The sequence below is a fragment of the Sphingobacterium daejeonense genome (assembly GCF_901472535.1).
GTDB lineage: Bacteria > Bacteroidota > Bacteroidia > Sphingobacteriales > Sphingobacteriaceae > Sphingobacterium > Sphingobacterium daejeonense.
In genome coordinates this window covers 4,613,681-4,636,044 of record NZ_LR590470.1, presented here as the reverse complement: position 1 = coordinate 4,636,044, position 22,364 = coordinate 4,613,681, and the positions used below count along the sequence as shown (strand labels likewise).

The 22,364-nt window shown below is 39.5% G+C and carries 25 protein-coding genes, 1 tRNA gene and 1 pseudogene; 15 read left to right on the top strand and 12 right to left on the bottom strand.

Features of this window, described 5'->3' with window-relative positions:
• Positions 1-306: 306 nt before the first annotated feature.
• Positions 307-1,869, top strand: a complete 1,563-nt coding sequence (locus tag FGL31_RS22035; RefSeq protein ID WP_138094501.1) for a calcineurin-like phosphoesterase C-terminal domain-containing protein — start codon at positions 307-309, stop codon at positions 1,867-1,869.
• An 88-nt stretch (positions 1,870-1,957) separates the two neighbouring features.
• Here the strand turns inward: FGL31_RS22035 and FGL31_RS22030 are convergent, their stop codons facing one another.
• Both FGL31_RS22030 and FGL31_RS22025 read right to left on the bottom strand, forming a co-directional pair.
• Positions 1,958-2,356, bottom strand: a complete 399-nt coding sequence (locus FGL31_RS22030) for a glycosyltransferase (RefSeq protein ID WP_138094500.1) — start codon at positions 2,354-2,356, stop codon at positions 1,958-1,960.
• Between the two features lie 498 nt (positions 2,357-2,854).
• Entirely contained in the window at positions 2,855-3,544 is a 690-nt protein-coding gene (locus FGL31_RS22025; RefSeq protein ID WP_171017769.1) for a transposase, read from the bottom strand.
• A 130-nt stretch (positions 3,545-3,674) separates the two neighbouring features.
• Between FGL31_RS22025 and FGL31_RS22020 the strand changes: the two genes are divergently transcribed.
• Entirely contained in the window at positions 3,675-3,938 is a 264-nt protein-coding gene (locus tag FGL31_RS22020; RefSeq protein ID WP_138094496.1) for a hypothetical protein, read from the top strand.
• A 195-nt stretch (positions 3,939-4,133) separates the two neighbouring features.
• On the opposite strand, the gene FGL31_RS28545 is transcribed toward FGL31_RS22020, so the two are convergent.
• From FGL31_RS28545 to FGL31_RS21995, 5 genes are all read right to left on the bottom strand, one after another.
• Positions 4,134-4,517 (bottom strand): GT-D fold domain-containing glycosyltransferase, encoded by a 384-nt coding sequence (locus FGL31_RS28545; RefSeq protein WP_171017768.1) that lies wholly within the window; start codon positions 4,515-4,517, stop codon positions 4,134-4,136.
• Entirely contained in the window at positions 4,504-5,037 is a 534-nt protein-coding gene (locus FGL31_RS28540) for a GT-D fold domain-containing glycosyltransferase (RefSeq protein ID WP_138094492.1), read from the bottom strand. Before FGL31_RS28540 ends, FGL31_RS28545 begins: the two co-directional genes overlap by 14 nt.
• A gap of 179 nt (positions 5,038-5,216) precedes the next feature.
• Positions 5,217-6,263, bottom strand: coding sequence for an Ig-like domain-containing protein (locus FGL31_RS22005; protein WP_138094490.1), 1,047 nt, complete (start codon positions 6,261-6,263; stop codon positions 5,217-5,219).
• Positions 6,211-6,954 (bottom strand): hypothetical protein, encoded by a 744-nt coding sequence (locus FGL31_RS22000; protein WP_138094488.1) that lies wholly within the window; start codon positions 6,952-6,954, stop codon positions 6,211-6,213. Before FGL31_RS22000 ends, FGL31_RS22005 begins: the two co-directional genes overlap by 53 nt.
• On the bottom strand, positions 6,920-7,486 hold the full coding sequence (locus tag FGL31_RS21995) for a hypothetical protein (RefSeq protein WP_138094486.1): 567 nt from the start codon (positions 7,484-7,486) through the stop codon (positions 6,920-6,922). The genes FGL31_RS22000 and FGL31_RS21995 overlap by 35 nt, the downstream gene beginning before the upstream one ends.
• Positions 7,487-7,680: 194 nt before the next feature.
• Between FGL31_RS21995 and FGL31_RS21990 the strand changes: the two genes are divergently transcribed.
• A tRNA-Lys gene (locus FGL31_RS21990) sits at positions 7,681-7,753 on the top strand.
• A gap of 3,848 nt (positions 7,754-11,601) precedes the next feature.
• The gene (locus FGL31_RS21985) at positions 11,602-11,961 is read left to right on the top strand and encodes a hypothetical protein (protein ID WP_138094484.1); all 360 of its coding nucleotides are present in this window, start codon (positions 11,602-11,604) and stop codon (positions 11,959-11,961) included.
• Positions 11,962-12,224: 263 nt separating this feature from the next.
• On the opposite strand, the gene FGL31_RS22850 is transcribed toward FGL31_RS21985, so the two are convergent.
• Together FGL31_RS22850 and FGL31_RS21980 are read right to left on the bottom strand one after the other, a co-directional pair.
• Positions 12,225-12,371 carry a hypothetical protein gene (locus tag FGL31_RS22850; protein ID WP_171017767.1) on the bottom strand — a complete coding sequence of 49 codons (147 nt, stop codon included), beginning with the start codon at positions 12,369-12,371 and terminating at the stop codon, positions 12,225-12,227.
• A 211-nt stretch (positions 12,372-12,582) separates the two neighbouring features.
• Positions 12,583-12,915: a putative quinol monooxygenase gene (locus FGL31_RS21980; RefSeq protein ID WP_232047087.1), complete on the bottom strand. Its 333-nt coding sequence runs from the start codon at positions 12,913-12,915 to the stop codon at positions 12,583-12,585.
• 347 nt (positions 12,916-13,262) lie between these two features.
• On the opposite strand from FGL31_RS21980, the gene FGL31_RS21975 reads away from it, so the two are divergent.
• The 11 genes and pseudogenes from FGL31_RS21975 to FGL31_RS21920 all read left to right on the top strand — a co-directional run bounded on the left by FGL31_RS21975 (position 13,263) and on the right by FGL31_RS21920 (position 19,971).
• Positions 13,263-13,520, top strand: a complete 258-nt coding sequence (locus FGL31_RS21975) for a hypothetical protein (RefSeq protein ID WP_232047086.1) — start codon at positions 13,263-13,265, stop codon at positions 13,518-13,520.
• A 278-nt stretch (positions 13,521-13,798) separates the two neighbouring features.
• A complete protein-coding gene (locus tag FGL31_RS21970) occupies positions 13,799-14,779 on the top strand; it encodes a TolB family protein (protein WP_138094480.1) in 981 nt (326 codons plus the stop codon).
• Between the two features lie 37 nt (positions 14,780-14,816).
• On the top strand, positions 14,817-15,398 hold the full coding sequence (locus FGL31_RS21965) for a hypothetical protein (RefSeq protein ID WP_138094478.1): 582 nt from the start codon (positions 14,817-14,819) through the stop codon (positions 15,396-15,398).
• Positions 15,399-15,446: 48 nt separating this feature from the next.
• Entirely contained in the window at positions 15,447-16,367 is a 921-nt protein-coding gene (locus tag FGL31_RS21960; protein ID WP_138094476.1) for a tetratricopeptide repeat protein, read from the top strand.
• Complete coding sequence (locus FGL31_RS21955) at positions 16,322-17,173, top strand: sensor histidine kinase (protein ID WP_138094474.1); 852 nt, start codon at positions 16,322-16,324, stop codon at positions 17,171-17,173. Before FGL31_RS21960 ends, FGL31_RS21955 begins: the two co-directional genes overlap by 46 nt.
• Positions 17,166-17,477 (top strand): sensor histidine kinase, encoded by a 312-nt coding sequence (locus FGL31_RS21950; protein ID WP_232047085.1) that lies wholly within the window; start codon positions 17,166-17,168, stop codon positions 17,475-17,477. The genes FGL31_RS21955 and FGL31_RS21950 overlap by 8 nt, the downstream gene beginning before the upstream one ends.
• Before the next feature lie 158 nt (positions 17,478-17,635).
• A complete protein-coding gene (locus tag FGL31_RS30205; protein WP_138094836.1) occupies positions 17,636-17,713 on the top strand; it encodes a response regulator in 78 nt (25 codons plus the stop codon).
• 41 nt (positions 17,714-17,754) lie between these two features.
• The gene (locus FGL31_RS21940; protein ID WP_171017766.1) at positions 17,755-17,994 is read left to right on the top strand and encodes a transcriptional regulator; all 240 of its coding nucleotides are present in this window, start codon (positions 17,755-17,757) and stop codon (positions 17,992-17,994) included.
• Positions 17,976-18,089, top strand: coding sequence for a LuxR C-terminal-related transcriptional regulator (locus tag FGL31_RS30200; protein ID WP_138094468.1), 114 nt, complete (start codon positions 17,976-17,978; stop codon positions 18,087-18,089). The genes FGL31_RS21940 and FGL31_RS30200 overlap by 19 nt, the downstream gene beginning before the upstream one ends.
• Positions 18,090-18,218: 129 nt before the next feature.
• Positions 18,219-19,282, top strand: a pseudogene (locus tag FGL31_RS21930) (OmpA family protein).
• 110 nt (positions 19,283-19,392) lie between these two features.
• On the top strand, positions 19,393-19,971 hold the full coding sequence (locus tag FGL31_RS21920) for a hypothetical protein (RefSeq protein WP_099369731.1): 579 nt from the start codon (positions 19,393-19,395) through the stop codon (positions 19,969-19,971).
• A 259-nt stretch (positions 19,972-20,230) separates the two neighbouring features.
• Here FGL31_RS21920 and FGL31_RS21915 read toward each other — a convergent pair whose 3' ends face one another.
• The 3 genes from FGL31_RS21915 to FGL31_RS21905 all read right to left on the bottom strand — a co-directional run bounded on the left by FGL31_RS21915 (position 20,231) and on the right by FGL31_RS21905 (position 22,322).
• Positions 20,231-20,986: a DUF3050 domain-containing protein gene (locus FGL31_RS21915; RefSeq protein WP_138094464.1), complete on the bottom strand. Its 756-nt coding sequence runs from the start codon at positions 20,984-20,986 to the stop codon at positions 20,231-20,233.
• 202 nt (positions 20,987-21,188) lie between these two features.
• Positions 21,189-21,374, bottom strand: coding sequence for an FMN-binding negative transcriptional regulator (locus FGL31_RS21910; protein WP_138094462.1), 186 nt, complete (start codon positions 21,372-21,374; stop codon positions 21,189-21,191).
• A gap of 57 nt (positions 21,375-21,431) precedes the next feature.
• A complete protein-coding gene (locus FGL31_RS21905) occupies positions 21,432-22,322 on the bottom strand; it encodes a DMT family transporter (protein ID WP_232047082.1) in 891 nt (296 codons plus the stop codon).
• Between the last annotated feature and the right edge of the window lie 42 nt (positions 22,323-22,364).

Sequence of the window (22,364 nt, the reverse complement as noted above, 5' to 3'; positions counted from 1 at the left end):
AATTCTGTGGGGATTGTCACCCTTGCTCACTAAATTATGGATGAAATAAATATTTAATAACATTATTAATTAACTTAAACGAAAGTACAATTATTATTTGAATTCTGGGGCAATCCTATCTTAAGATGTTGTTATGCTTATATTAACTAGACAATAATATTTGCTTCCAATTTTAATTAAAGTCTTTATTCCTGTAATATTTTTGATGTATATGGTTCGTTTTCAGGCTGAAAATTTTAACTTAACATTGTCTTAATCTTCTATTAAACCACATGCCTTAAGTTTGAAATAAACAACCCATAACACATGAAAAAATTATATTGGTCTTTACTTGCATGCTTAATTACAAGTTCTGTATTAGGTCAAGAGATTGCCCGCGGAACTGTTTTTGTTGATGCGAATTCAAATGGAAAACTTGACAGAAAAGAAGTTGGCCTTGAAGGTGTCAGCGTGAGTAACGGTAGAGAGGTCGTGCAAACCGACCGCAATGGTAAATATGAACTTCCTGTTCAGAATGATAATATTATCTTCGTTGTCAAGCCATCGGGATATCAATTAGCCAAAGACGCAGATAACCATTCTAAATTTTACTATATCCATAAGCCTGCTGGTTCGCCAGCGTTAAAATATCCTGGTGTCACTGCTACTGGTAAATTGCCTAAATCAATAGATTTTGCATTGACAGAAGCTGAAGAGCCACAAGCATTTTCAGCGTTTGTATTTGGCGATCCTCAAGCATACACTGCTGAAGAAATGGAATTCTTCAAGAAAGGTGTCATTGATGAAGCAAAGACTAGAAAAGGCCCATTGTTTGGGATTAGTCTTGGGGATTTAGTTGGAGATGACCTTTCTTTACATCCTAGTTATAAACAAACTATTGGTCAAATGGGCTTGCCATGGTATAATGTTATGGGTAACCATGATATGAACTATGATGTTGAGCAAGACTCATTGGCTGATGAAGGTTTTGAAAAAACATTTGGACCAGCAAACTACTCTTTCAATGTTGGAGATGCCCATTTTATTGTTCTTGATGACATTATCTATCCTCATCCTCAAACAGGTAAAGGATACCAAGGTGGATTGAGACCAGATCAAATTGAATTTGTTGCGAACGATTTGAAGTTTGTTCCAAAAGATAAATTGATCGTATTGGCATTCCATATTCCTTTAAATCCTGAAAATGGAAAGGGGTTCCGCAATGAAGACAGACAGAAATTATTCGATATTCTAGCAGCATATCCTAATACGTTGGGATTGTCTGCACATACTCACTATCAACAACAAAACTTGTATACAAGTGAGCATGGCTGGAAAGGCGCCAAACCATTTCACGAATATAACGTTGGTACAACTTCAGGAGATTGGTATTCAGGTTTGTCAAATGAACAAGGCGTTCCGGTTTCAACAATGCGCGATGGTACTCCGAAAGGATATGCTATCTTGAATATCGACGGTAACCAGTATAAATTTGACTATAAAGTTGTAGGCAAAGATGATAATTACAGCATCGGATTATTTGGTCCTTCGGTGGTTAAGGCTAAATATTCTGCTCGCTATAATATCTATGCTAACTTCTTCTTGGGTTCTCCAAATGATCAAGTACGTTATAGAATCGACAATGCCGATTGGATCATTATGGATAAAGTAGAAGGGACTGATCCTGCATATTTGAAGAGCCTGTTGGAATATGACGGAGCGGAATCTTTAGTTGTCGGCAGAAGGCCAAGTGAACCTGTGAATTCAGCGCACCTTTGGAAACTGAAATTACCGAAGCTGAAAGCTGGTAATCATACTGTAGAAGTAGAAGCAGTGGATATGTTCGGAGGAACGCATTCCGCAAAGAAAGATATTGAAGTAATTCAATAAATTGGGAATTTGATGCAAAAGCCCCTGGGAAGGGGCTTTTTTTTTGGCGAATACTTTTACTTCACAAATAACTTGAGAAGAAACCAATTCATTTTAATTTTTTCTGTTGTACTTTTAAGATGCTCACTTCGGTAATATTGAATGATCTATTGATAAAACTATGTTTAAACGAAACAAACCAATCTGTAGGAGGAATAGGATAATAATTGCTGCCAGCAAGACCCACTAATCCCAAATTCTCAATTTTTAAAAACTTCAATAGTTCAATACCCCAATTTTGATCTAAGAATTCGATATCCTTATGTATGTACAGAAGGTTATCGTATTGAGATTGTTCTAGGCCTTTCTGGTATGCTTCATTTATGCTATAGGTGCCTGGATTCCATATTTGTATTAGTTCATATGGAACGCCAATACTGGGTTCTATATTTTTCCTTAATTGGTCAAAATATAATTGGTTGTGAGAGGAAATAATAATGGAAATCATCCGTTTGGTAAAATCTTGCTGGTTAAATATTAACCTCGCAAAATTAATGTTAACGGAAAGTAAATATATACGTAAAACCGTATCGGATTAATCAATAGGAGAGGTTTTTAAGATTATATTATGATTGTTAACTGTATTGATTGAAGTGGTTAGGGGCATTGTCATTAAGTTAATAGGGTTAAACAAACATGTCACACCTATGGCGTTGGATATTGAGGCAATATTAATGCTATAGATATTACATGCCTACGGCATTTAAGAGAGATTTCATGCCTACGGCATTTAACCCCGATGGCAATGTCATTAAGTTAAGGATTTTATCATGCCGGTTGTAGTTTGTGTAGGTCCTGTGCTTGCACTTTTTATTCGAGGTCTTAAGCTGCCTTGGGAATGATCTTCCCTTTCGAATGGGCAATGTGTCCTTGAGGAAATAGGCCGTGAGCTCCCTGAGGATTTCCCTTTCCCTGTTTTTGAAAAAGATGGCTATCAGGTTTTCCTTTAATTTTCCGAAGGATTTGTTCCCGTTGACCTTTTGGGGTACTTTTTCGTGGACGTATCGCGGTCGAGCTGGACCTGGGCATCCCTGATCAGTATCGAATGCAGGTTTGACATCATCACCGTTGCATAGAAATCCTGCTCGACGGATTCCACCGTCAGCCCGCTGAAGGATTCCATCTGCATGGTATTCTTCAGTTTGGAGATGTTCGTCTCCACTCCCCAGCGCCTGAAGTACAGGTCCCCGAACATATCGTTCTCAAACCCCTCTTCCTGCCATAGGTTGGTCGCGATCACCTCCGTGGTCGACTGCAGTTCTACCCTGACCAAGCGTATGCGGATCCTTGTTGAGCTGTCCGTGGCGAACCCGCTCTGGCGCAGGCCGCTGATGGAGGCCTGGGTTGGGGCAAGCTCGATGACCTGGGAAACCTTTCCCGTCTTCAGGAACCTCTTGACAAACTCTAGCGAATCCTTCGCCCTGATCACGAACTTGCGCTCGCTCTCCTGCCAGCTATGGAGCGCGAACATCTTGAACGTTGAATAGTACCTGTCATAGATGGCAATGGAGTCCACGGGCAGTTCCTCGATCCAATGGGAGGCCAGGGTCAGCTCGCTGGTCCGGTATGGGGCTATGCAGGCATGGGTCACCAGGTCGTTCAGCACATCGTAGTGATAGAAGGTCTTTGCCTGCACGAAAGCTCGAGTTCTGGTTGCTCTGGCCGCCAAAGTTGGCCTGCAGGGAAGGCGTGTTCACCAGGGCAAGGTTGGAGCCGTCAACTGCGATCAGGCGATAGCCCATCCATCTCCTGGTATCCCCCGGTGCATGGCGCAGGAAGCTCTCGCAGAGCACCCGGTTCCAGACCAGGAAGAAAAGGGGGCTCAGCTTGCTCCTCTGCTGGGAAAAGGCACTCACCGAGCAACTGATCTTCTTGCCCAGCTCACCAAAGAAACCTTCCAGTTCGACAGAGAGGGTCCGCTTGCACATCTTGGCGATCAGCAAGACCAATCTCTCGAAATTGAGCTTCCGGTCCCGGGTGAAATGGGTTTTGGAATTCCTGAAAAGATTGAGCAGCAGAGGATCTGTTAAACAGATAGAAATAAAATTTTTTAGGTCTGAAACGATTTTAAGTGCTATTTTTACATCGGCCATAAACGCGGTTGTTTAGATTTGTTTAGTAGTGAATTCAAAATTAAACATTTACGTGATTTATGGCCTTCTTTTTTTCTTAACTTAATGACATTGCCCGATGGGGTTTATGGCGTGCATGGGCTTTTTTTGTTCTTAACTTAATGACATTGTGGTTAGGGGGTCATTTTGGATGGTTTCAACTTGGCCAATTTTAATTCCATTGATTTCAGTTTCTGCAGTTGCTTGGGTTTGGTAGAAATAATTTTCTAGTTCTAAATGGCCCAAGTCTAAGGCTCTGAATCCTTCTTTGGCTAAATCATAAGCCATTACTGTAGCTGTTGGTCCCAAAGCAAGTATGATGAGTTTGTTTTGTCCCAATTCCTTAGCTGCTGAAAATATTTCCTGATAATGGTTGTATGTATTGCTGTTTGGACATTCGATCCTTTGAATGCTTTTAGAGTTTTGATATATCGTTTTGTCTTTTCCTAAGCCGCTTCCCTTACTTTCGATAATTAGCAAATCTTCATTCTCCCACACTTTTTTTCCACAATGAGACTCTGTTTTCAATGGTAGATGGTTTTTTATTTCTGTCGTCTAAATAGAATCTGCTGATTTGGGAATTCAGGTAGAGGTAATCCTTACTCAAGAATTTGGAGATCTTATAAAACAGTTCGCCTAGATAATTCTCCCAAAAACCGATTGAACCTTCTGTTAGATTTTCTTGATCTATATCTACTAAAGTTCTGGGTACTGCTAATTTCAAATTGTATTTCTCAATCTCGGTATCTTTTAAAATATTGACAAGTCTGTTTTTTAGGTGAGGATCGGCAGATTGATAAGGCAAGGAATTGTTTCTTGGGCAAAGAAATTCACCATTCAACATTAAGGTAAACTCATTATCTCCAAACCTTGCTAATGAACATTTTGAATTGATGATATAGTTGATGCTTTCTTCAAAATTTAAGACTTTGAGGTTATTGTCGACCCTTGCTTTTTTGGACTTGGAAGTATTGAGTTTCCAGTCGATTTTATTCAGAACTTTATAGAAAATATTCATTGGAATAGTGGTGATAATTGGTTTTTAAAGTTAGTGAAGTAAAAATAGAGTAATTACTACGCAATTGAAGACTGGATTTATTAGGAAATTAAAAATTGTAGATTTTTAGTTATGAATAACTAAAAGCTTGACTATAAAGAATTAAAAAAGGGCCTTTAAAATTAATTAAAGGCCCAGCATTAAACTACTATTCTATGGATTATGTTTGATTTGGATTTTCTTGACGGATTTAATGGTTGTTTCTCCAATATAATTTCTTCGGTCCACCAATATGGAATTGTTGTTGATCTATCGTAATGCCAGCGTGTTCCAAAGCCTTTGAGGGCATCAAAATTAATCTGAATTTTGTTTGGAGTGATATATTTTAAAATCGCTGGTCCGGATCCCCCCAGCGCTTGAAAATTCAGCCGTATTTTATCTTCAGCGCTGCCAATAATGAGTCTTGAGCTAGGAGTGATCTTCTCAAATACTTTCGGGTTATTATCAAGGTCACGAACAAGACCTGCGTCTTTGAATGTGTATGTATTATTATTCTCAACAATCATGGTAAAATATTCTATCTTTTGATCTGCAAACACCTGTTTTAGCCAATCCCCTTTCCAATTTTTATGGTCTTCGGTGAAATAAATTGATTTTGCGTTCCATGTTCCGTTCAAGTCCCACAAAGCATTGAAGATGACATTTGCTTCTGTTCCATCTTTCGTAAGGAAAGATGCTTCTACACGTTGCTGGCTGGTAGTTCCCAAGGTCCATTTATTGGTTGCAATTCCATTTTCATCGGTGGTTGATTCTGCCCGTTGAAGCCTGCCACCTCCATCATCAATTTTCCATTTTATTTTATGGTTAGGAGCAGGATTTCCCAGGACATCGGTTAGTTTCGCTGAAATTTCATTGTCTAGTTCAACCCCAGGTTTTCCGAACTGCAAATTACCTCCATAGACTTTGAGTGCTTCCGATTTCACTTCACCGTCATATGTAGCTTTAATATGTTTTTTTGCCATTATTCCAATCAAAGGCTGTTCAAAAACAATATCGAAAGTAAAATCTACTTTTTGCGAAATACCTGTCGCTGTTGCTTCAAAAATGATTCCTTGTGCACCATCCTTATGGTTGATCTGTGTATTCGTATTTGAGATGTTTTCAATTCGTATTTGTGAAGATCTAACATTTCGCTCAGCAGAATTGGAAGATTGTGGAATAAGCGATTCCGGTTTTACAAAAAACATCCTTAATCTGGAAGAAAGACAAGACTCTGTCTCCTAATGAATAAACTTTTGTATAAGGTGGCAAAACACGTTCGTAGATTTCCAACATCGAGTTCAAAATACTGCTTTGAGTTTTGTCCTTCATCAAAATAGAAAAGCTGTAGAAGTTAAATTTGATATTCGACTCGAGCGGCTTGCCGACTTTAAAGTCCATTTTTAGTTCTGGAGGATTAGTGCTAGCTTTAGTGTGCTTTCGATCTGCTTGCATTTTGGTATCCAAGAAATCTTCAGTAAATACAATAGCGATATTGCTGTAGAGTAATTTGACCGCTGCTATAGCGTTGTCTATCAGTCCCATAATAACTATTGCGCCTGCAATAGAAATTGTGGTTCCGGCAATTACAGCAACCGGACCCCAAATTCTTCCTGCTATGCTGGTTGCTTCAGTTACAATTACATGTCCCAATGCCCAGATTACTATACCCTTCATGATATGTGAATACTTTACCGCAGGTTTCATAAAGAGAGCTTCATAATCGTCCTCCAGCATAGTGTTGGAAGCTTTCAAATAGGACATGTTGTTAGCCTTCGCAATTAGCGGGAGGTTTAAATTCTCGCGGACTGCAATTTTTGCGATATCATTGAAACCCAATTTTGAAAACTTGGCAGACTCTTGTTCATTTAATGTTTGTTTGATTAAGTTTCTGTACACATGCAAGTATATGTTTCGGTCTTCTTGATTCAATTTTCTGAAGGCCCTCTTCAAACTTTTGCTGCATACTTTTGAACCTCGTTTGGTCAGAAAACAATCCTCCTGTCAATCCATATATTTCCTGCTTAAGAACACTTTCAGAAGTGCTGAATGAATATTGGGAGACTTCAAATGGAACTTGTAGATTAGCTTTTACCTGCTGAAGATCGATGAAATACTCCTTGGGAGCAACGGGTGGGATATATAGAACACCTGTGCTATCTACCAGGCAGATTACTTCAATTGATTCGGTTCCGAACTTTATTGGATAGCGTTCTTTTTCAAGTTTGAAGTCGAATTTTAGTTCTATAGCTTCGCCCGGTAGGCCACTTGATTTGCTTATGGTAACCTCATTCTTTGAATTTGGTTTGTCAGGTTCGTTGGGTCCGTCAGGCCCGTCGGGATCATCACCTAACCCTTTCTTAGTACAGGTAGTAAAGAGAAACAGAGCTAGAACCAGGGCGGCCGAGATAGTAAATTTGAATTTATACATAGCTAATTAGTTTGGAATCCAAATACTTAAATGCTGTAGTAGCATATAAAAACAAATCTAGCCTTGATAAAAGAGGTTATATATACCTATTAGTGGGTATTTTTGAGTTTCGTAACGGAAGGATTGGGGAATTAAAAAAGGTATGGCAAATATTTGAATTGTTTGGGATGTCTTGTACCTTTGATTAATCAAACGACTTCGTAGCTCAGTTGGTAGAGCAACAGACTCTTAATCTGTGGGTCCTGAGTTCGAGCCTCAGCGGGGTCACTGTAAACCATCTCTAGAAATTAGGGATGGTTTTTTGTTTTTGTGACTCTGAAGTGCGCTTTATGCTTGTTTTTTCAAGTTTTGTAAAAACGAGGATTAAAAAACTCTATTAATATTTCCTTTTATAAAAGTAAGGAAAATGAAGTAAAAATGATTGTTTTCGTCTCACTTTCGTCTCACTTTCTGAAGAGAGCAAGATATTGGACTCCATTTTTTACATTTAAAGCCCTTTGAAAATTACCGTGTCCAAATCTTTATATTTGAATCCAACCAAATATTAAAATATGAATAAAAAGACAATGATAAATAGATTTCTTCTCAAATAATTTTCAACAGATTTCATGCATTAAGCTTATATATGAATAGCTTCCCTGATCTTTACAATTTAAAAAGAGTTAAATATTTTAACAATTTAAAATACAAACAGAAATTAGATCTAGAGAAAATAAAAAAATTGTTATGGAACTCGTGGAGTACTGAATACTCTTTATTGATGACTAGTTTTATTGATGATTATGAATTATATAAATCATCTTTACATTGGAATTTTCCTCAAGCGTATTATTCTGTTTATTTATCACTGACTGCATTCCATCATCCCATCAAGCTGATTTAGATAAAATAAATGAATCTTTAGATACATTGGAAGGTGATAGAGCAAAAATAAATTCTTTTTAGAAAATGGATATGACGGAATGCTGGCTAGGGGCAGGCAAGCTTAATCATTTGGGCATGGAAAAATCACCTTGAAAGAGTACGGCTGGCGACGGTCTGCGTGGCGGCGATAACGAATTCTTTAAGGATGATTACTTCATGCTACTGACTCATTTCAAAGAAACTTTGTCGGTTAGCCGGATTGATAATGTGTCTTTTTCGAAAGTTTTCATCTTGGATAGGACTAATAGAGGGAAGATTTATATTTTCCTAGGAATACCTGATTAATACAATATACCATCCCTATGAATTTTATACAAGCGACCCAGATATTTTTTTGGTTATTTATTTATGAGGCAAAATGTTTTCCAAAAGCAGTTTAACAGTGCTGTTGGAGATTTCCCTGGTCTTTTCAGTATGCCAGGAATATGCTCATGGCCGTGAACTCTCTCATCACGAATTCACGATCGCCAAATGCCCGAAACGGCACACTCACCGCTTTAAGCAGAGCAATGATGCTGTAAATTAATCCCGGGCCAACACCTTGTGGATGTATGCAGGTATCAGAGGGAGGATCAACGTCATCAGATAGAATGTAAGGCAAAATCCAGAAAAAAAATATTTTTCTATGAACCACATCCATATCGCGCCACAGAACGAGAGAAAAGGAATATATGGTGATGAAGTTGTATCGCTGTAATTTGGAAAACCGGAAGGAACGGCCCAAACCCTCTCTGTTGGAGACAGTCAGAAAGCGTCCTTGCCAGATAATATATGGAAATGACCCCAAACCCAATGGCCAGAAAATATAAAATTACATGTCCCTGCTCGCTCATAGGCTCAAATTTTTTCTTTAACTGCCCTGGCCCCTTTAATATCCGATTTTTCTTCAGTAGGGGACATAGGGTAGGGGATTGGATTCATTCCGCCCCGTAAGATACGTTAGGAGTAGCAAAAACCGTGACAAAATCCTGGAAATTGAGCCACGTTGCGGAAAGGCACCTATTTTTCTAAAAGTGACAGGCCGGTCTGTGGCTGCCATACCGCACGGAGGCATCACGGAGCGAACCGTCCTAGTTGGAGCTTGGATGCGCACGCTTCCACCCGTTGAAACGGACCTGCGAATCGGAAAACGTTAAAACTGGAGGTTCGAAGGTTTTGGAAATTTATTTTGTACCGTCCGGAAAGATTACCAGATCAGTTGCTTGTTATGAGAGAGTGGCTCTCCATTATCCTATCGGTCCCTTGCTATATTATAGTGAAGGAAGTGTGGCCTTTCTTGCGGCAATGCGGGAAAAGTACATTTTTTTCGCCCAATTTCATTGTCCTCTCCCTGGATATACGGATTCCGAAATGTCGCGCCCTAAAGCGTGCGGTTGCGCTGCGAACATCACTGTTATTGGATCCTTACTAAAAGGCCGATCTGCTCGTCCTCACATCTGACTGTCTGCATGTTGTATGGTTTGGGATGAATACAGGTCTACCGGCCTGGAAACTTTCCGTGACTTCAAATTACCAGGAATTATCCGTAAATCCTGAGTCCGCTGTCTGGACAAAGGGTCGCATAGAGTAAATGGCCATCTCTCCTGGCGAGCCATAGGAAGGCCACTGCACGGCCCCTGCGTGCCTTGGGGGGAAAGCCCTAACACCCCATTACCAGCAGAGTAAGGAAAAGACAGACCGTGATGAGTGTAATGCTGGACATTATATAAGACAGAATCTTGGCTATTCCCTTTTCGCTCTCCCTCCGGTCATCAGGGGGCGGTACAAGTTCTCTTTTCCTATAGAAGTTTGATGGTTTCATAAAAATCTTTATTTTATAAGGCTTACGGCCTCCCTTAAAGACTCCAGTCAGCGAGTTTAGTACTCACGATAAATACTTAGTTCCTTTTCCATAATTTCTTTCCAATCCTTTAGGGCGTTGCGGATGTACGCCTCGCCCACCCCTTTCTTATCTAACTCTTTCAGGCGCGCTGCATGCTCCCTGACCAGGAGTACATATTCTTCAAAAATTTCCCTCGGCGTCCTATGATCCGTGCCGCTATCCAGTGGGATAGTATTTTCTCGTTCATTAATATCTTTCGTCCTTTTTTATTATATATTTTTTTTCCCAACGGAGCTATGGAGCAGTCGGGGAACACTTTTTCATGTTTTGCGCAGGTTCTCCCTGAGAATCGGTAAAATCAGGATTTAATCATCTTATGGTTGGGTAAACTTTCAAATATTCTATAGATTGTAGAATTTGCTCTACAGTTCTTGAGTTTCCTGTCGGCAACTTGCTTCCATGTCGGATTTCCCGCTATGCCCTATGGGGTGGGGGCAAAAGCTTCAGTGCATCTTCTATAGAGGGCTTGAATCGGAAGGGACGATTTAACGGCATAAACCCAGCAAATTGTCTTTGCTGCATAGTATTGGTAACACTCCGAGAAGTTGATGAAGGTGACTTTAGGTTTTCCGTAGAATTTTGGCATTTTATTTCTTTATGTATTCGGCGTGTTGTCTAAAACAGTCCGGGAAGTAATTCAATATGAGAAATTAAGTGTAATATACTTTACTGCATGTTCTAAATAAAGTGCCCCTTTAATTTCTCTTAAACATCCACTCCTTCGGGAATTTACGGAAAAATGGACGCTCTAGCTTTTGAGATAGGATTGCTCGGTAAATCAAAATGCCAACCCTCAAGAATGGTGTTAAAAAATATTTCTATTTTCCTGGTTATTTATTACTCAGATTTTGAATTTTATATTTGTATATGCCATTACGGCTCGTTTTTCATCGCACGACTTTTTCTTCTATTAATGAAGCCTTATGTTCAGCTTTTTTTGCAAAAGTTGCGATTATTCCAGCATCACGAACAGATCCGGGTTATGTGTCTTCCATAATATCTTTACTTTCTTCCAGTAATCCATCCATTACATCACCTTTCGTTTTAAGCTCGGTTACTCACAAACTCCCTCAAGCCTACTAAGGTTATCAGATTTCGTCAAAGCGACAGAAAATCCCTGTTTTCAGTTTTTGGAATGTTGCATTTTATTCCATCTTAAGGAATGCTTTTACCCATTCCTTCTGCGCTCAATAAATATCCTATAGTCAATCCTTAAATAGCTCTTTAAATAGCCGCATATTTCTTTGTTTTAACCTTAGATTCCTGATGAGTTGAATTTTTTGTTTTTGCCACGATCGATATTGTTAAGATGATTGAAGAATTAACAACCTATGCTAATAATTGCTGTGAAATGTTTGTAGTCACCATAGAGTTGTTTCCGCATTGTTTTGATAAAAATGGAGAATTTGAGTTTGCGAAGTTTAAAGCAGAGTTAGACAGTTCGAATATTAACATAGCCAAAGAAGGTTATAGCCTATTTTGGTTAGGAAAATCGTATGCAAGGGTATTGGCATCTGATGACGCAAATACTTTATTAAAAGAAGATGAAGTGCATAATGCAAAACGGGGAAATGCAAATAGCCAAAACCTATTGATAAAAGGTGATAACCTCGAAGTATTAAAGCATTTAAGCAATGCCTGTTGCGAAATGGTAAAGATAATCTATTAACTATTAATTATATTATCCGTGTTATGAAAATGTTTGTCAATAACAGAGTCGATTTCCATTTTTGATTTTTCAACCCGTTTATTAATAATATGATTGGGCATCCACAATATGTGTAAAGTTCCTATTGTAAATATTAGAGCTAAGGCAATTTTAAGTGTTCAAGAAAATAAAAGGTTAATAATAGAATAAATGAAGTAGTTTGAATCAAAAATAAAAAAATAATAATACATTGAATACTAGTGATTATTTGAAAAAGCTAGCATTTATCTTATTTCAATTTCTCTGTTTGAATCGCCTATTGTTACCCTGTCTCCAATTGTTCTACCTTTTATTGATGCAGCTAAAGGCTTTATAATATTTACTATTTGCACTCCATCAATAATTTCAGTACCATTAGTAGTATAATCCACCAATTTCACGTTCAATTCTTTTTCATTACTAAGGAATTGATTTTAACTGTGCTATTAAGTTCGACTCTATTATCAAAGAGAGATTCCCAACTAATGGATAGAACATTCCGTAGAATATGGGATCTAGATGAACTTTGTAAACAAAGGAAGCCTGTCCAAATTCATTTACAGAACTTTGACAGACTTCCATTTTAGAATAATTTTGGTATGTTTATTTAGCGGCTAAAACGTCCAATTTCTCAATAGATGGCGGAATAGCTAACAATTCAGGTGCATTTTCCATAAGCGCCTTTGCTATCTTACCACCAAGATGTGCTTGTCTGCCTTCTTCATCTGAAAATGTGTCATAAATGCCAAATGTAGAAGAGTCAATACGGAACGCGTACCAAGTAATAGTGCCGGCTTCTTCATTAGCAAGTGGCAACGCACTTGTAATAAACTCTTCAACGTTTTTTTCTTTTCCAGCTTTTGCTTCTAGTCGAACTAATAATCCTAATTTTTCATATCTTTTTATTTTTTTAAATTGAACATTTTTTTTTAACAAATGTAGCTCATTTAAGTTTTTCAGACTTTTTTATTTAGTTCAAAAACTTATGAAAAAAGGTCAAATACCGTTAAAACCTAGCCTTTGGGGATATCAATAAACCCATCCGTTTCAAGTTTTCGGGCTTCTTTGGTAAGTTGCCCCACGATTTCCTTTAACTCCTTGATCTCAATTTCCTTTTCCGCTAAAATCTCGTCTTTTGTCCTGCTGACGTTCCATTGGTCTATCGAAGTGAGATGGTCAAGGAATGCCCTTAGAATCTTTTTCTGCTGTACGATGTTTTTCTGCTTTGATTTGGATTACCGTTTATCGTCCGCTATGAGCTTACCCAGTTCATCGCTGACGATATGGTTCACGTGCCTGAAAAACTCGATTTCGGTCGCTTCTTTGTTCTCCTTCAGAAAGAATTGCAGGTGATGGTCATAGTATGCAAAATTCGTCTTGTGTACGCTCCTAGAGCCTTTTTAGGAAATGCAGGTCATAATGTCCCTTCCACCAAAGGAAAGGCATACCTATATCAAACGGCTGCTGCGCTTTTCCAAAACGTGGACGTGTGCGGAAATAATTACGGTTTTTCATGGACTTTATCTTTTGGTAACAGATAAATATACCATTAAAGCGTCCAATTGTAAAAAATAGGGGCGGTTTAACCTTTTACTTTTTCACGTGGCTTTTCCAGTAATTCTGTCCTCTCATTTCTAGTTTTCAATTTACCTTCGCAGTAACTACTAATTTCTCAGCTAAGAAACTGTGTAATTTTCCGAGTGCTTTTTTTATCTGGCAGCCCTTGTCATATATCTTGGTCAAAAATCCTAGTTTTCGTGGATTGCATGCATTCGTACCCTACCGTAACTTTGAGAGTAAATATTTTAAAGATGAAGGAATGAAACACTTAGCTGCATCGATATTGATCACGATTTGTTGTTTTTTCGTCGGATGCTCCAAAGAGGAAAACAACGGCGGTGACAACCGAGCAGAGGATCTATATCCCTCGGAATTGAAAGGTACCATTTATTACGATTGGGCTACCGAAGGTATACTCAAATTAAGTTTGCCGGACGGGACGGGCGGATCGTTTATTCCCGACGACAGCAAACTCAACAACTTTGATATTTCACGGGATGGAAAGACGAAGCTGACGGTTGTTAACGCCAGCACTTTGGGACAATATGATGTCCGATTCACGATCAGCGATATCAATACAGGGGCCGTCGTTGAGGAATTTATCTATAACGGTCCTGGGCTCAGCGCTTATTGCAAGGGTTATCTCTCGCCGGATAACAGCTTGATTCTGGTCACCTCAAACGAAAAGGAAGACGGTATCACGGTTCTGAAAAGGAATGGTGAGTTTGTTTCCCGGATTGTGGATATCAATGGAGAACGGGTCGATTTTAATGTAAGAGCCCTATGGCTTCCGGACAACCATTTCCTCATGACCCATGGAGATTATATTATCCGTGTTGCTCCCCCTTATACTTCCGGGATTTTGGTCAAGGAAATGGATTATGAAGATTGGGGTGAACTGGCGGTAGATCGGAAGGGTAGCCAGCTCGCACTACGGATCGCCAACCATATCCACACCATGGATATAGATGGGTCCAATCTCAAGCAGGTGACCAACAGCAATTTTACGGAATCTGAGCCAGTATTCTCCCCAGATGGAGAATATCTGCTCCTTGGTAGTTACTATCGATATAGTGGCGAAGGCTTTGGACGATTATGGCAACTGAGCATCATCCCCAATGACGGCAGGCAGTACACTACAAATCCCGATGCAGAAGACAATTCACCGGGTGTGATTCCTGTCATCTGGAAAGGGAAAGAAAAAATCGAAGCCGGTAGCGGACAGATGGTATGGAGGTAATTTAAATTAAATAGCTATGAATAAAATAATGTTGTACATGGTGTCTATTCTTCTTTTGGGATGTGCCAAAGATGATGGTCCAGCTCGGAAAAACGAAGATTTTAACAGCCTCTACGGCGGCATACCTTATAAAGGAACAGTCAAAGGAAGTATTTCGCTGGAAGGCAATAGATTAGATCTTTCAGGAGATGGAACTATCGCTCTTATCGAGGACGCAAAAGATTCTGTATCCATTGTTTTTCTGGCGGATATCGACGATATCGGCGAGATCAATATCAAGATACGTGGAAGGTTCGACCGGGAGTCTTTTTATATGGAGAAAGAAAATTCCGATACATTTTTTAGAATTATGGATCAGACTATAAATGGAAAGTTTATCTCGGAAGCGCAGGAGATGTCCTTCGAGGGAAATTTGAGACGTGATAAGGGGCAAATGAAAATGGTCGCCATATTCAAAAAGGAGACCGAGAGCTTTCCCGAGGGAACAGGATTGGAACTTAATTTTGATACCAGTCGCGATATCACGGAAAATGACGACGGCGGATCTGGCTGTCAAATGCGCATGGTTCCGATATGGGGACCTAACGGCATGACTATGGGTATGGTGCCAGATTGTTAGTTTGGGTATTTATCCGTAATTTCAAAACAATCAGTGATTATATTCCAAATGACAGAGAAACTCGGATTGCTTGTTTTGTATTGGTTGTTTATAATAACATGGGGATTTAGTCAATCGAAAGACAACCTAAAACACTACAATGATAGTTTGTATCGCCAAATCCAACAAATACAAGAGCACGAAGCAAAGGCACAGGCGTTATTCGATCTAAGTTTTTTTTGGTCAGACTACGATACAGCGAAGGCGTTTTCGTATATACGCGAAGCTGAGAATGTCTTAGGGGGAAGAGGTAATTCCACGTATTATCGGGGATTGAAAACCTTTTACCGTGCCTCAGTCTATTTTGATACCGATCCTGCCAAAGCCAAACAAAAATACATGGAGGCCGAAGGCAGCTTGAAAGGTGTAGGTGCAGAAAAACGTCTCGAGGCGTCACGTTACCGCGCACGGTTATGGGGCAGCTATGGTGCTTTATTGCAACGCGAAGGTAAAGCCCACGAATATGTGGAAATTCTAATAGAAAAAGTCATTCCCTTAGCCAAAAGTATCGCAGACTCATCCCTATTAGGGAATAATTATCAGAATGTCGCCATGAATTTAATGAATTTAGGCGATTATAAAAATGCAGATGACTATTATAACAAAGCGCTGCAATTACTTAAAGGAAAGAAAGAGGCCTTGGAGGGACGCTTTACACTATTTATCAATGCAGCACGCAATGCTTTGCTGCACAAAAATTATCGTAAGTCGGGTGAATTTATAGACAGCGCGGCTGTATTGGCTGTTCAGGTCCCGAATTCATCCTACATTCCTATATATCATGCTGTCTCGGGAAGTCACTGGGCGGCAGTCAAAAATCATGAAAAGCAGATGCACATTTTGAAAACGGCCTCTCCGCAGCAAAGACACAGAGCAACGAGGATATGGTCGCAACCCTACTTTTTGATCAATTTACCGCCTATAAGATGAACAACCGATATGCCGCTGCAAGGGAAAAGTTATTGGAAGTATTGCCTTATGTACAGCAGCAATCTTCTTTGCGAAACAAGCAGATGGTATATTACAATCTCGCTAATATCGCAACTAGATTAAATCAATATCAAGAGGCTGTGAAATGGTATGAAGCACATAAAAGCGTATCTGACACCCTTTTTTCTGATCAAAGTCAAGCCCACATACAGGAATTGGAAAAAAAATATCAGACCTCGGAAAAAGAAAAAACTATTCTTCATATAAAAACGGAAAATCAAAAACAGCAGCTTTCCCTACAAAATACGCGCATGTTGGTCGGTGTTCTGTTGTTAACCAGTATTATATTGGCCACAGTTGGTTATAGTTGGCATAATGCCTTGAAGAACAAAAAAAGATTAGCCGCACACCAAGAAATGCTTTTACAGGAGGAGCTCAAAAACCACCGGCAGCAAGAAAAACTGAATTTGTATCATGCGATGCTGCAAGGACAGGAAAGCGAACGCAGTCGAATAGCTAGAGATCTGCACGATGGCTTGGGTGGAATGTTGGCAAATGTTAAATTGAAACTATCCGCAGTTGCCACCAATGTTGATAAACAAGACATTAATCAGGAATCCCATATGGAATTATACACCATTATCAATCAATTAGACCATTCGGTCAATGAACTGCGTCGGGTGGCACGTAATATGATGCCCGAGTCTTTATTGTACATGGGGGCTGCAAGCGGCTTTGAAGGACCTATGCAATGCCATGAGCAATGCGGAATTAAAGATAGATTTCCAGACGACAAACTTGAATGACAATTATCCGCAACCTTTTCAAATCGCGGTGTACCGTATCGTGCAGGAACTATTAACCAATGCTGTAAAACACAGCGGAGCTTCGCAGGTTTGGGTGCAATGTAGTGAAGAAGATGGGAAGTTTTTCATTTCGGTGGAGGACAATGGCCGCGGATTTGATGCCAGGAATGACCTGTTCGAAAAAGAAGGAATAGGACTTTCCAATATCCGCAACCGCGTAGAAATATTAAATGGACAGTTTGATATCGATGCAACATTAGGTCGGGGAGCATCGTTTCATATTCAACTCGATATATATGGATAATGTCATCACCGTCATCATTATTGACGACCATCCGTTGGTATTAAATGGTTTTGAGTTTATTCTAAATAGGAATGCCAATATCTTACTCAGAAAAACGTTTACCTGCGCTGCAGATGCTTTGAACTTTTTAATGACCCGACCACATAGATGTCGTGCTGATGGATATCAATATGCCCGATATGAATGGAATCGACGCGACTGAAATTATACGAAAGTCGTACCCGAGACACGGATAATCGCCATTAGCAATCTAAACGAAGGAAGTATTGCTTCGCGTATGATGCAGGCTGGCGCGGCCGGCTACCTCCTTAAGAATGTATCTGCAGAAGAACTGACAGAAGCTATACAAGCCGTATATGATGGAGAGCAGGTATTGAGCAAGGAAATGAACGATATATTGTCAGATAAACAGGATACCGTACCTAAAATCACGGAAAGGGAACGGGAAGTACTCGCTTTGATGGCAAAAGGATATACAACACCAAGATTGGCGAACTCATGTTTATCAGTCCGCTGACAGTCGAAAGTCACCGGCGGAATCTACTGCAAAAGTTTTGCGTGACCAATTCCGTATCCCTGATACACAGGGCAACGGAAATGAAATTCATCTAAAAACCATGGCATGCCTGGATAAACAAAGAGACCATAGATCAATCATTTAAAAACGCATAAAACGTATACAGAATATGAAATATTAATGTTAGGCAACACCCAAACCCGCATGAATCCGCCAACTGGCGGATGACAATTAAAAAAGCAAATAATATACATATGAATAGAACAGTCACGATCGCCCTAATGATGGGTATGCTTCTAATGAGTTCCTGTAACAATTCCAACAAAGAAAACAATGCGGGAGGTGAAACACCGGTTAAAGGGGCAGATACCCTTACTTTATCCCAACCGGAAGAAATTCCATCCCTGGAGCAGGACAGCACTGCTGATTTTGACATAAACAGCATTCCGGTCTCCACGGCAGAAATCGGTGACTTTCCATTCTTCACTGCCCCCGAAGGTGCTAAATACATTAACAGACCGAAAGTAAAAGATTTTGATTTTATCGTATTCGTGACACCTGAAAACATCTATGAAGTAGAGGGGAAAACTTTCAGGTCACATGTTCATAAAGACAGAGAGAGCAGTGTAGAGATCAGCGGTCGATACCTGAACAAAAGTTTTGAAGATGCGATCCTGAATGCCGGAGGGGTAAAGGTCTTTGAAGGTAACCTAACGAAAGAGCAAAAGGACAAATACAAGGAACTTGCCACCTATGGAGGAAGCAATGGTAGCCTGGATATCTGGAACGAAGTGGTTGCAATGTATGTGATCAGAAGACATGAGGGGAACGTCTATATAGCTATGGAAAAAGCTACGGGAAACAGTACTTCCATACAGGTCGTGCAGGAAAAAGCCTTTGAGCAGACCATACAGAAAGTCACCTCGGCAGAGATAGAAAACGATTTGTTGAATTCGGGTAAATCTGTATTGCAGATAAATTTTGATACGGACAGAGCCACATTGAAAACAGATGGATCGGAAACTGTCCAGGAAATCATCAAGGTGTTAAGGGATAATCCGGAACTGAAAATAGCCATAAACGGATACACGGATAATTCGGGAGGAAAAGAACACAATCAAAAATTGTCGAAGACCGGGCGTCAACAGTTAAAAAGGAAATCTTAAAAGCCGGCATAGGTGCCGACCGCTTAACATCAGCAGGATTCGGACAGGAGAATCCGGTAGCTACCAATGATACAGAGGAAGGGAAAGCGCAGAACCGAAGGGTGGAACTTTTAAAAATCTGAGCGATCGGATAAATAAAAAGAAAGAATACTATGATAAAAAACAATCTTCACTAGGCTCAGCAAACTATCGGTTTTGTCATTTGCGTTAGTTTTTTCTTACAGGAAGCATTATGCTCTCTGCCTGCAGTAAGAATGATGATAAAGATCCAACAGAAACATCAGGTTCGGGGGTTCGGTTGAAACATCTTGTTACTGCCCCCCAAGTTGCCGGTTCTCTGGGCGAATCTATGCAGGGATATACGATGCAGGGCACGGGTGGGTTTACGAATACAGGAAATTATCCCGAAGTACCACATATCTATTATTATACCGTAAATTTTCAAAAAGACCTTAACGAGTATACCTATGCCGCGCGTTCGGTCAGTGCACAGACCGGAATGGGAAAAGATAGCAAAGGTGAAATATTGGAAATGTTCGATGATATAGAAGAAGTTGCAGACGGAAGGTTGGGGAAAGCGCCATATGAAAACGTATTTGCCCTACGATATAAGGATAATAAGAAAAGCGATTGGAGGTACGAACTACACATCAGGCTGGCTCATATCAATAATCAAGACAATCAGTTGATCACATTATCCGGGACGTTTGGGCCTTCTTCGCACCCGGATACAGAAGAAATCGCTCCGGACCCTATGAGCAGCAATGAAGCCATATCGGCCATGTTGACTTTGGTGGAACCGATAGAGTAAGCTATAGGGAATAGCCCCTATGGCGGTTTAAATGGCGTTTGGTACGAGACAGCGGATTGGCGGATATGTCATAAACAAACGGATCTATCCTTCTCCTATTTAGTTGGATTCCTTATCTAAAGACTGAAAACAAAAAAAAGAGAGAGTAAGCTTTAACTGTCTCTAATAGAGGTACTTAATTTGACCTTTTTGGTGGAACGGCACTCTTTTCAGCTTTCTGTATTTATATTATTTGCTTTCTTTCTTTTAAGAAATGCTATCATAAAATTGCATCCCACAAGTCAATTCTTTTTTGAAGGGCTAGTTTAGAAACAGATTGCATATCTAACCATTTCTGATCATCACCTTGAGCTAATTCTTCTATCATTTTTAAAGCTAAGGGGCCGTGTTCATCTCCATCAAGATCGATATGTCTTTGAAAATAATAAATGAATTTATCTAACTCCGAATCGGGGAAATTTATTTTTATTTCCTTTAATATTGATGTGAACATATCTGGAATCAAACCTTCTCTACCAAATGTAAATGCTGCTGCAATTTTGTGTGACTCTTTAGTTTCAATAATATTAAATGTGTATTTTAAAAATTCTCTTATTCTGTTATCAGTATTTAAGTTTTCGATACTTTGATATATATTTTGTGTCCTTTGGATATCAATTAAAAATTCTCTTATATCTTCAGTTTTAGCACTCATCGATTCCATAGCATCTAAGTACATCTCAAAATGACTCATCCTATTCCCATCAATATATTGATCAGATTCCTCAGCTAATACTATTTCATTAATCAAATATCTTGTATTAGCAAAATCAGATGCAAACCATGGAATGGAGACACATGTAAGTTCAATTTGCAATGCTTTCAGTAACGACATAAAATCCCAAACAGCATAAACATGTCCTTGGGTAAAAAGTCTTAAATGATCTATAGTGGTGATTTTACGGTATAGAGGATGATTATTTAAATAATCTTTTTCTTCTTTTATATAAGCTTCTAAAATTTCAAATTGTTTCATGACGCAAAAGTAACTTTTATGTCCAACAGTGTTCAAATCCTAACCTGGAAATATTTTTTTCACTACCAAACCATATTTCTGATTTGTGGTAAGACCAAAATATGAAAAAAGGAGCTGACTCAATCGAGAAGGCTCCTGTTTTTTTTAAGTGTACTAAGCAATTGTAAAAATCCATCCGAGAATAAACATGTATTTGGTCTGCTCATTGGCTGTGGCAAAAATTAGAACTCAATATCAGTTTACCCGAACTATTATCTACAACAAATGGCAGTTGCATAACAATGGGAACATTGTCATTGACCGTAATGATTGTAGCAAAGCTGTATTGCTTCATAAAAGCAATTTTTTCGGAACTGTTCTCAAGCCTAAATGTACTGGGTATGAACATATTTCCTGCTGTATTTTAATTCATATTATTTCAAAAGATGTGTTTCATTTATAATCATCATCTTGCAAACTTTTTTGTTCCTGCCACACATAGAATTACCCCGACGGTAACGGCTAACATTCCGATACTTACTTTTTCGTGAAGTAGGAAAGAAGCTAATCCCAAGCCGAAAAACGGCTGTAATAACTGTAATTGTCCTATGGTAGCCGTTCCACCCTGTGCCATACCTTTGTACCAAAAAATAAAAGCAATGAACATACTGAACAGGGACACATAAGCCAAGCTAACCCAAGCCCCTGTACTAATGCCCTCAAACGATACTGGCATATAAATAAACGTAAGTGGAAACATTACAGGCAATGAAAGCACCAATGCCCATGAGATAACCTGCCAACCGCCCAATGTTTTTGTGAGCTTTGCCCCCTCCGCATAGCCCAAGCCACATAGAATGACTGCCCCGAGCATCAGCATATCGCCAACAGGCGAAGCTGTCAGACCTTGTGCCACCGCATAACCTACCACTAAAAGACTGCCGATAATTGAGAATACCCAAAATATAGGTCGTGGACGTTCGCCACCACGAATGATACCGAATAAAGCCGTTGCAACAGGCAATATGCCGATAAAAACAATGGAATGTGCCGAAGTAACGTATTTCAACGCTAATGCGCTTAACAAAGGAAAACCTACTACTCCACCAAGAGCTACAATAGCCAACGGAAAAATCTGTTTTCGGTCTGGGTATTTTTCCTTAAAGACAAACAAGGCGATAAGGGCAAGTATTCCCGCAATGGAAGCCCTTGCAACCGTAAGGAATACAGGATTAAATTCTAAAACCGCTACTCTCGTCGCAGGTAATGAACCGCTAAATAACACCACGCCAATAAAGCCGTTTAACCAACCTTGTGCCATGTTTTCTTTTATTTTACTCATACTTATTTCTGACATTGCATTATGTTAAGTTTTATTATCAAGCGTTCAACTTCTTAT

Bases quoted from the DNA above. Each gene is read 5' to 3' on its own strand.
- FGL31_RS28540 (WP_138094492.1), bottom strand. From the start codon at position 5,037: ATGAATATTTTCTATAAAGTTCTGAATAAAATCGACTGGAAACTCAAT.
- FGL31_RS21960 (WP_138094476.1), top strand. From the start codon at position 15,447: ATGACAGAGAAACTCGGATTGCTTGTTTTGTATTGGTTGTTTATAATA.
- FGL31_RS22005 (WP_138094490.1), bottom strand. From the start codon at position 6,263: ATGTTTTTTGTAAAACCGGAATCGCTTATTCCACAATCTTCCAATTCT.
- FGL31_RS21985 (WP_138094484.1), top strand. From the start codon at position 11,602: ATGATTGAAGAATTAACAACCTATGCTAATAATTGCTGTGAAATGTTT.
- FGL31_RS22020 (WP_138094496.1), top strand. From the start codon at position 3,675: ATGGCGCAGGAAGCTCTCGCAGAGCACCCGGTTCCAGACCAGGAAGAA.
- FGL31_RS21905 (WP_232047082.1), bottom strand. From the start codon at position 22,322: ATGTCAGAAATAAGTATGAGTAAAATAAAAGAAAACATGGCACAAGGT.
- FGL31_RS21915 (WP_138094464.1), bottom strand. From the start codon at position 20,986: ATGAAACAATTTGAAATTTTAGAAGCTTATATAAAAGAAGAAAAAGAT.
- FGL31_RS30200 (WP_138094468.1), top strand. From the start codon at position 17,976: ATGTTTATCAGTCCGCTGACAGTCGAAAGTCACCGGCGGAATCTACTG.
- FGL31_RS21975 (WP_232047086.1), top strand. From the start codon at position 13,263: ATGGTTCACGTGCCTGAAAAACTCGATTTCGGTCGCTTCTTTGTTCTC.
- FGL31_RS21910 (WP_138094462.1), bottom strand. From the start codon at position 21,374: ATGTTCATACCCAGTACATTTAGGCTTGAGAACAGTTCCGAAAAAATT.
- FGL31_RS30205 (WP_138094836.1), top strand. From the start codon at position 17,636: ATGGATATCAATATGCCCGATATGAATGGAATCGACGCGACTGAAATT.
- FGL31_RS21965 (WP_138094478.1), top strand. From the start codon at position 14,817: ATGGTGTCTATTCTTCTTTTGGGATGTGCCAAAGATGATGGTCCAGCT.
- FGL31_RS21955 (WP_138094474.1), top strand. From the start codon at position 16,322: ATGGTCGCAACCCTACTTTTTGATCAATTTACCGCCTATAAGATGAAC.
- FGL31_RS21995 (WP_138094486.1), bottom strand. From the start codon at position 7,486: ATGTATAAATTCAAATTTACTATCTCGGCCGCCCTGGTTCTAGCTCTG.
- FGL31_RS21970 (WP_138094480.1), top strand. From the start codon at position 13,799: ATGAAACACTTAGCTGCATCGATATTGATCACGATTTGTTGTTTTTTC.
- FGL31_RS21920 (WP_099369731.1), top strand. From the start codon at position 19,393: ATGCTCTCTGCCTGCAGTAAGAATGATGATAAAGATCCAACAGAAACA.
- FGL31_RS22030 (WP_138094500.1), bottom strand. From the start codon at position 2,356: ATGATTTCCATTATTATTTCCTCTCACAACCAATTATATTTTGACCAA.
- FGL31_RS21940 (WP_171017766.1), top strand. From the start codon at position 17,755: ATGATGCAGGCTGGCGCGGCCGGCTACCTCCTTAAGAATGTATCTGCA.
- FGL31_RS22035 (WP_138094501.1), top strand. From the start codon at position 307: ATGAAAAAATTATATTGGTCTTTACTTGCATGCTTAATTACAAGTTCT.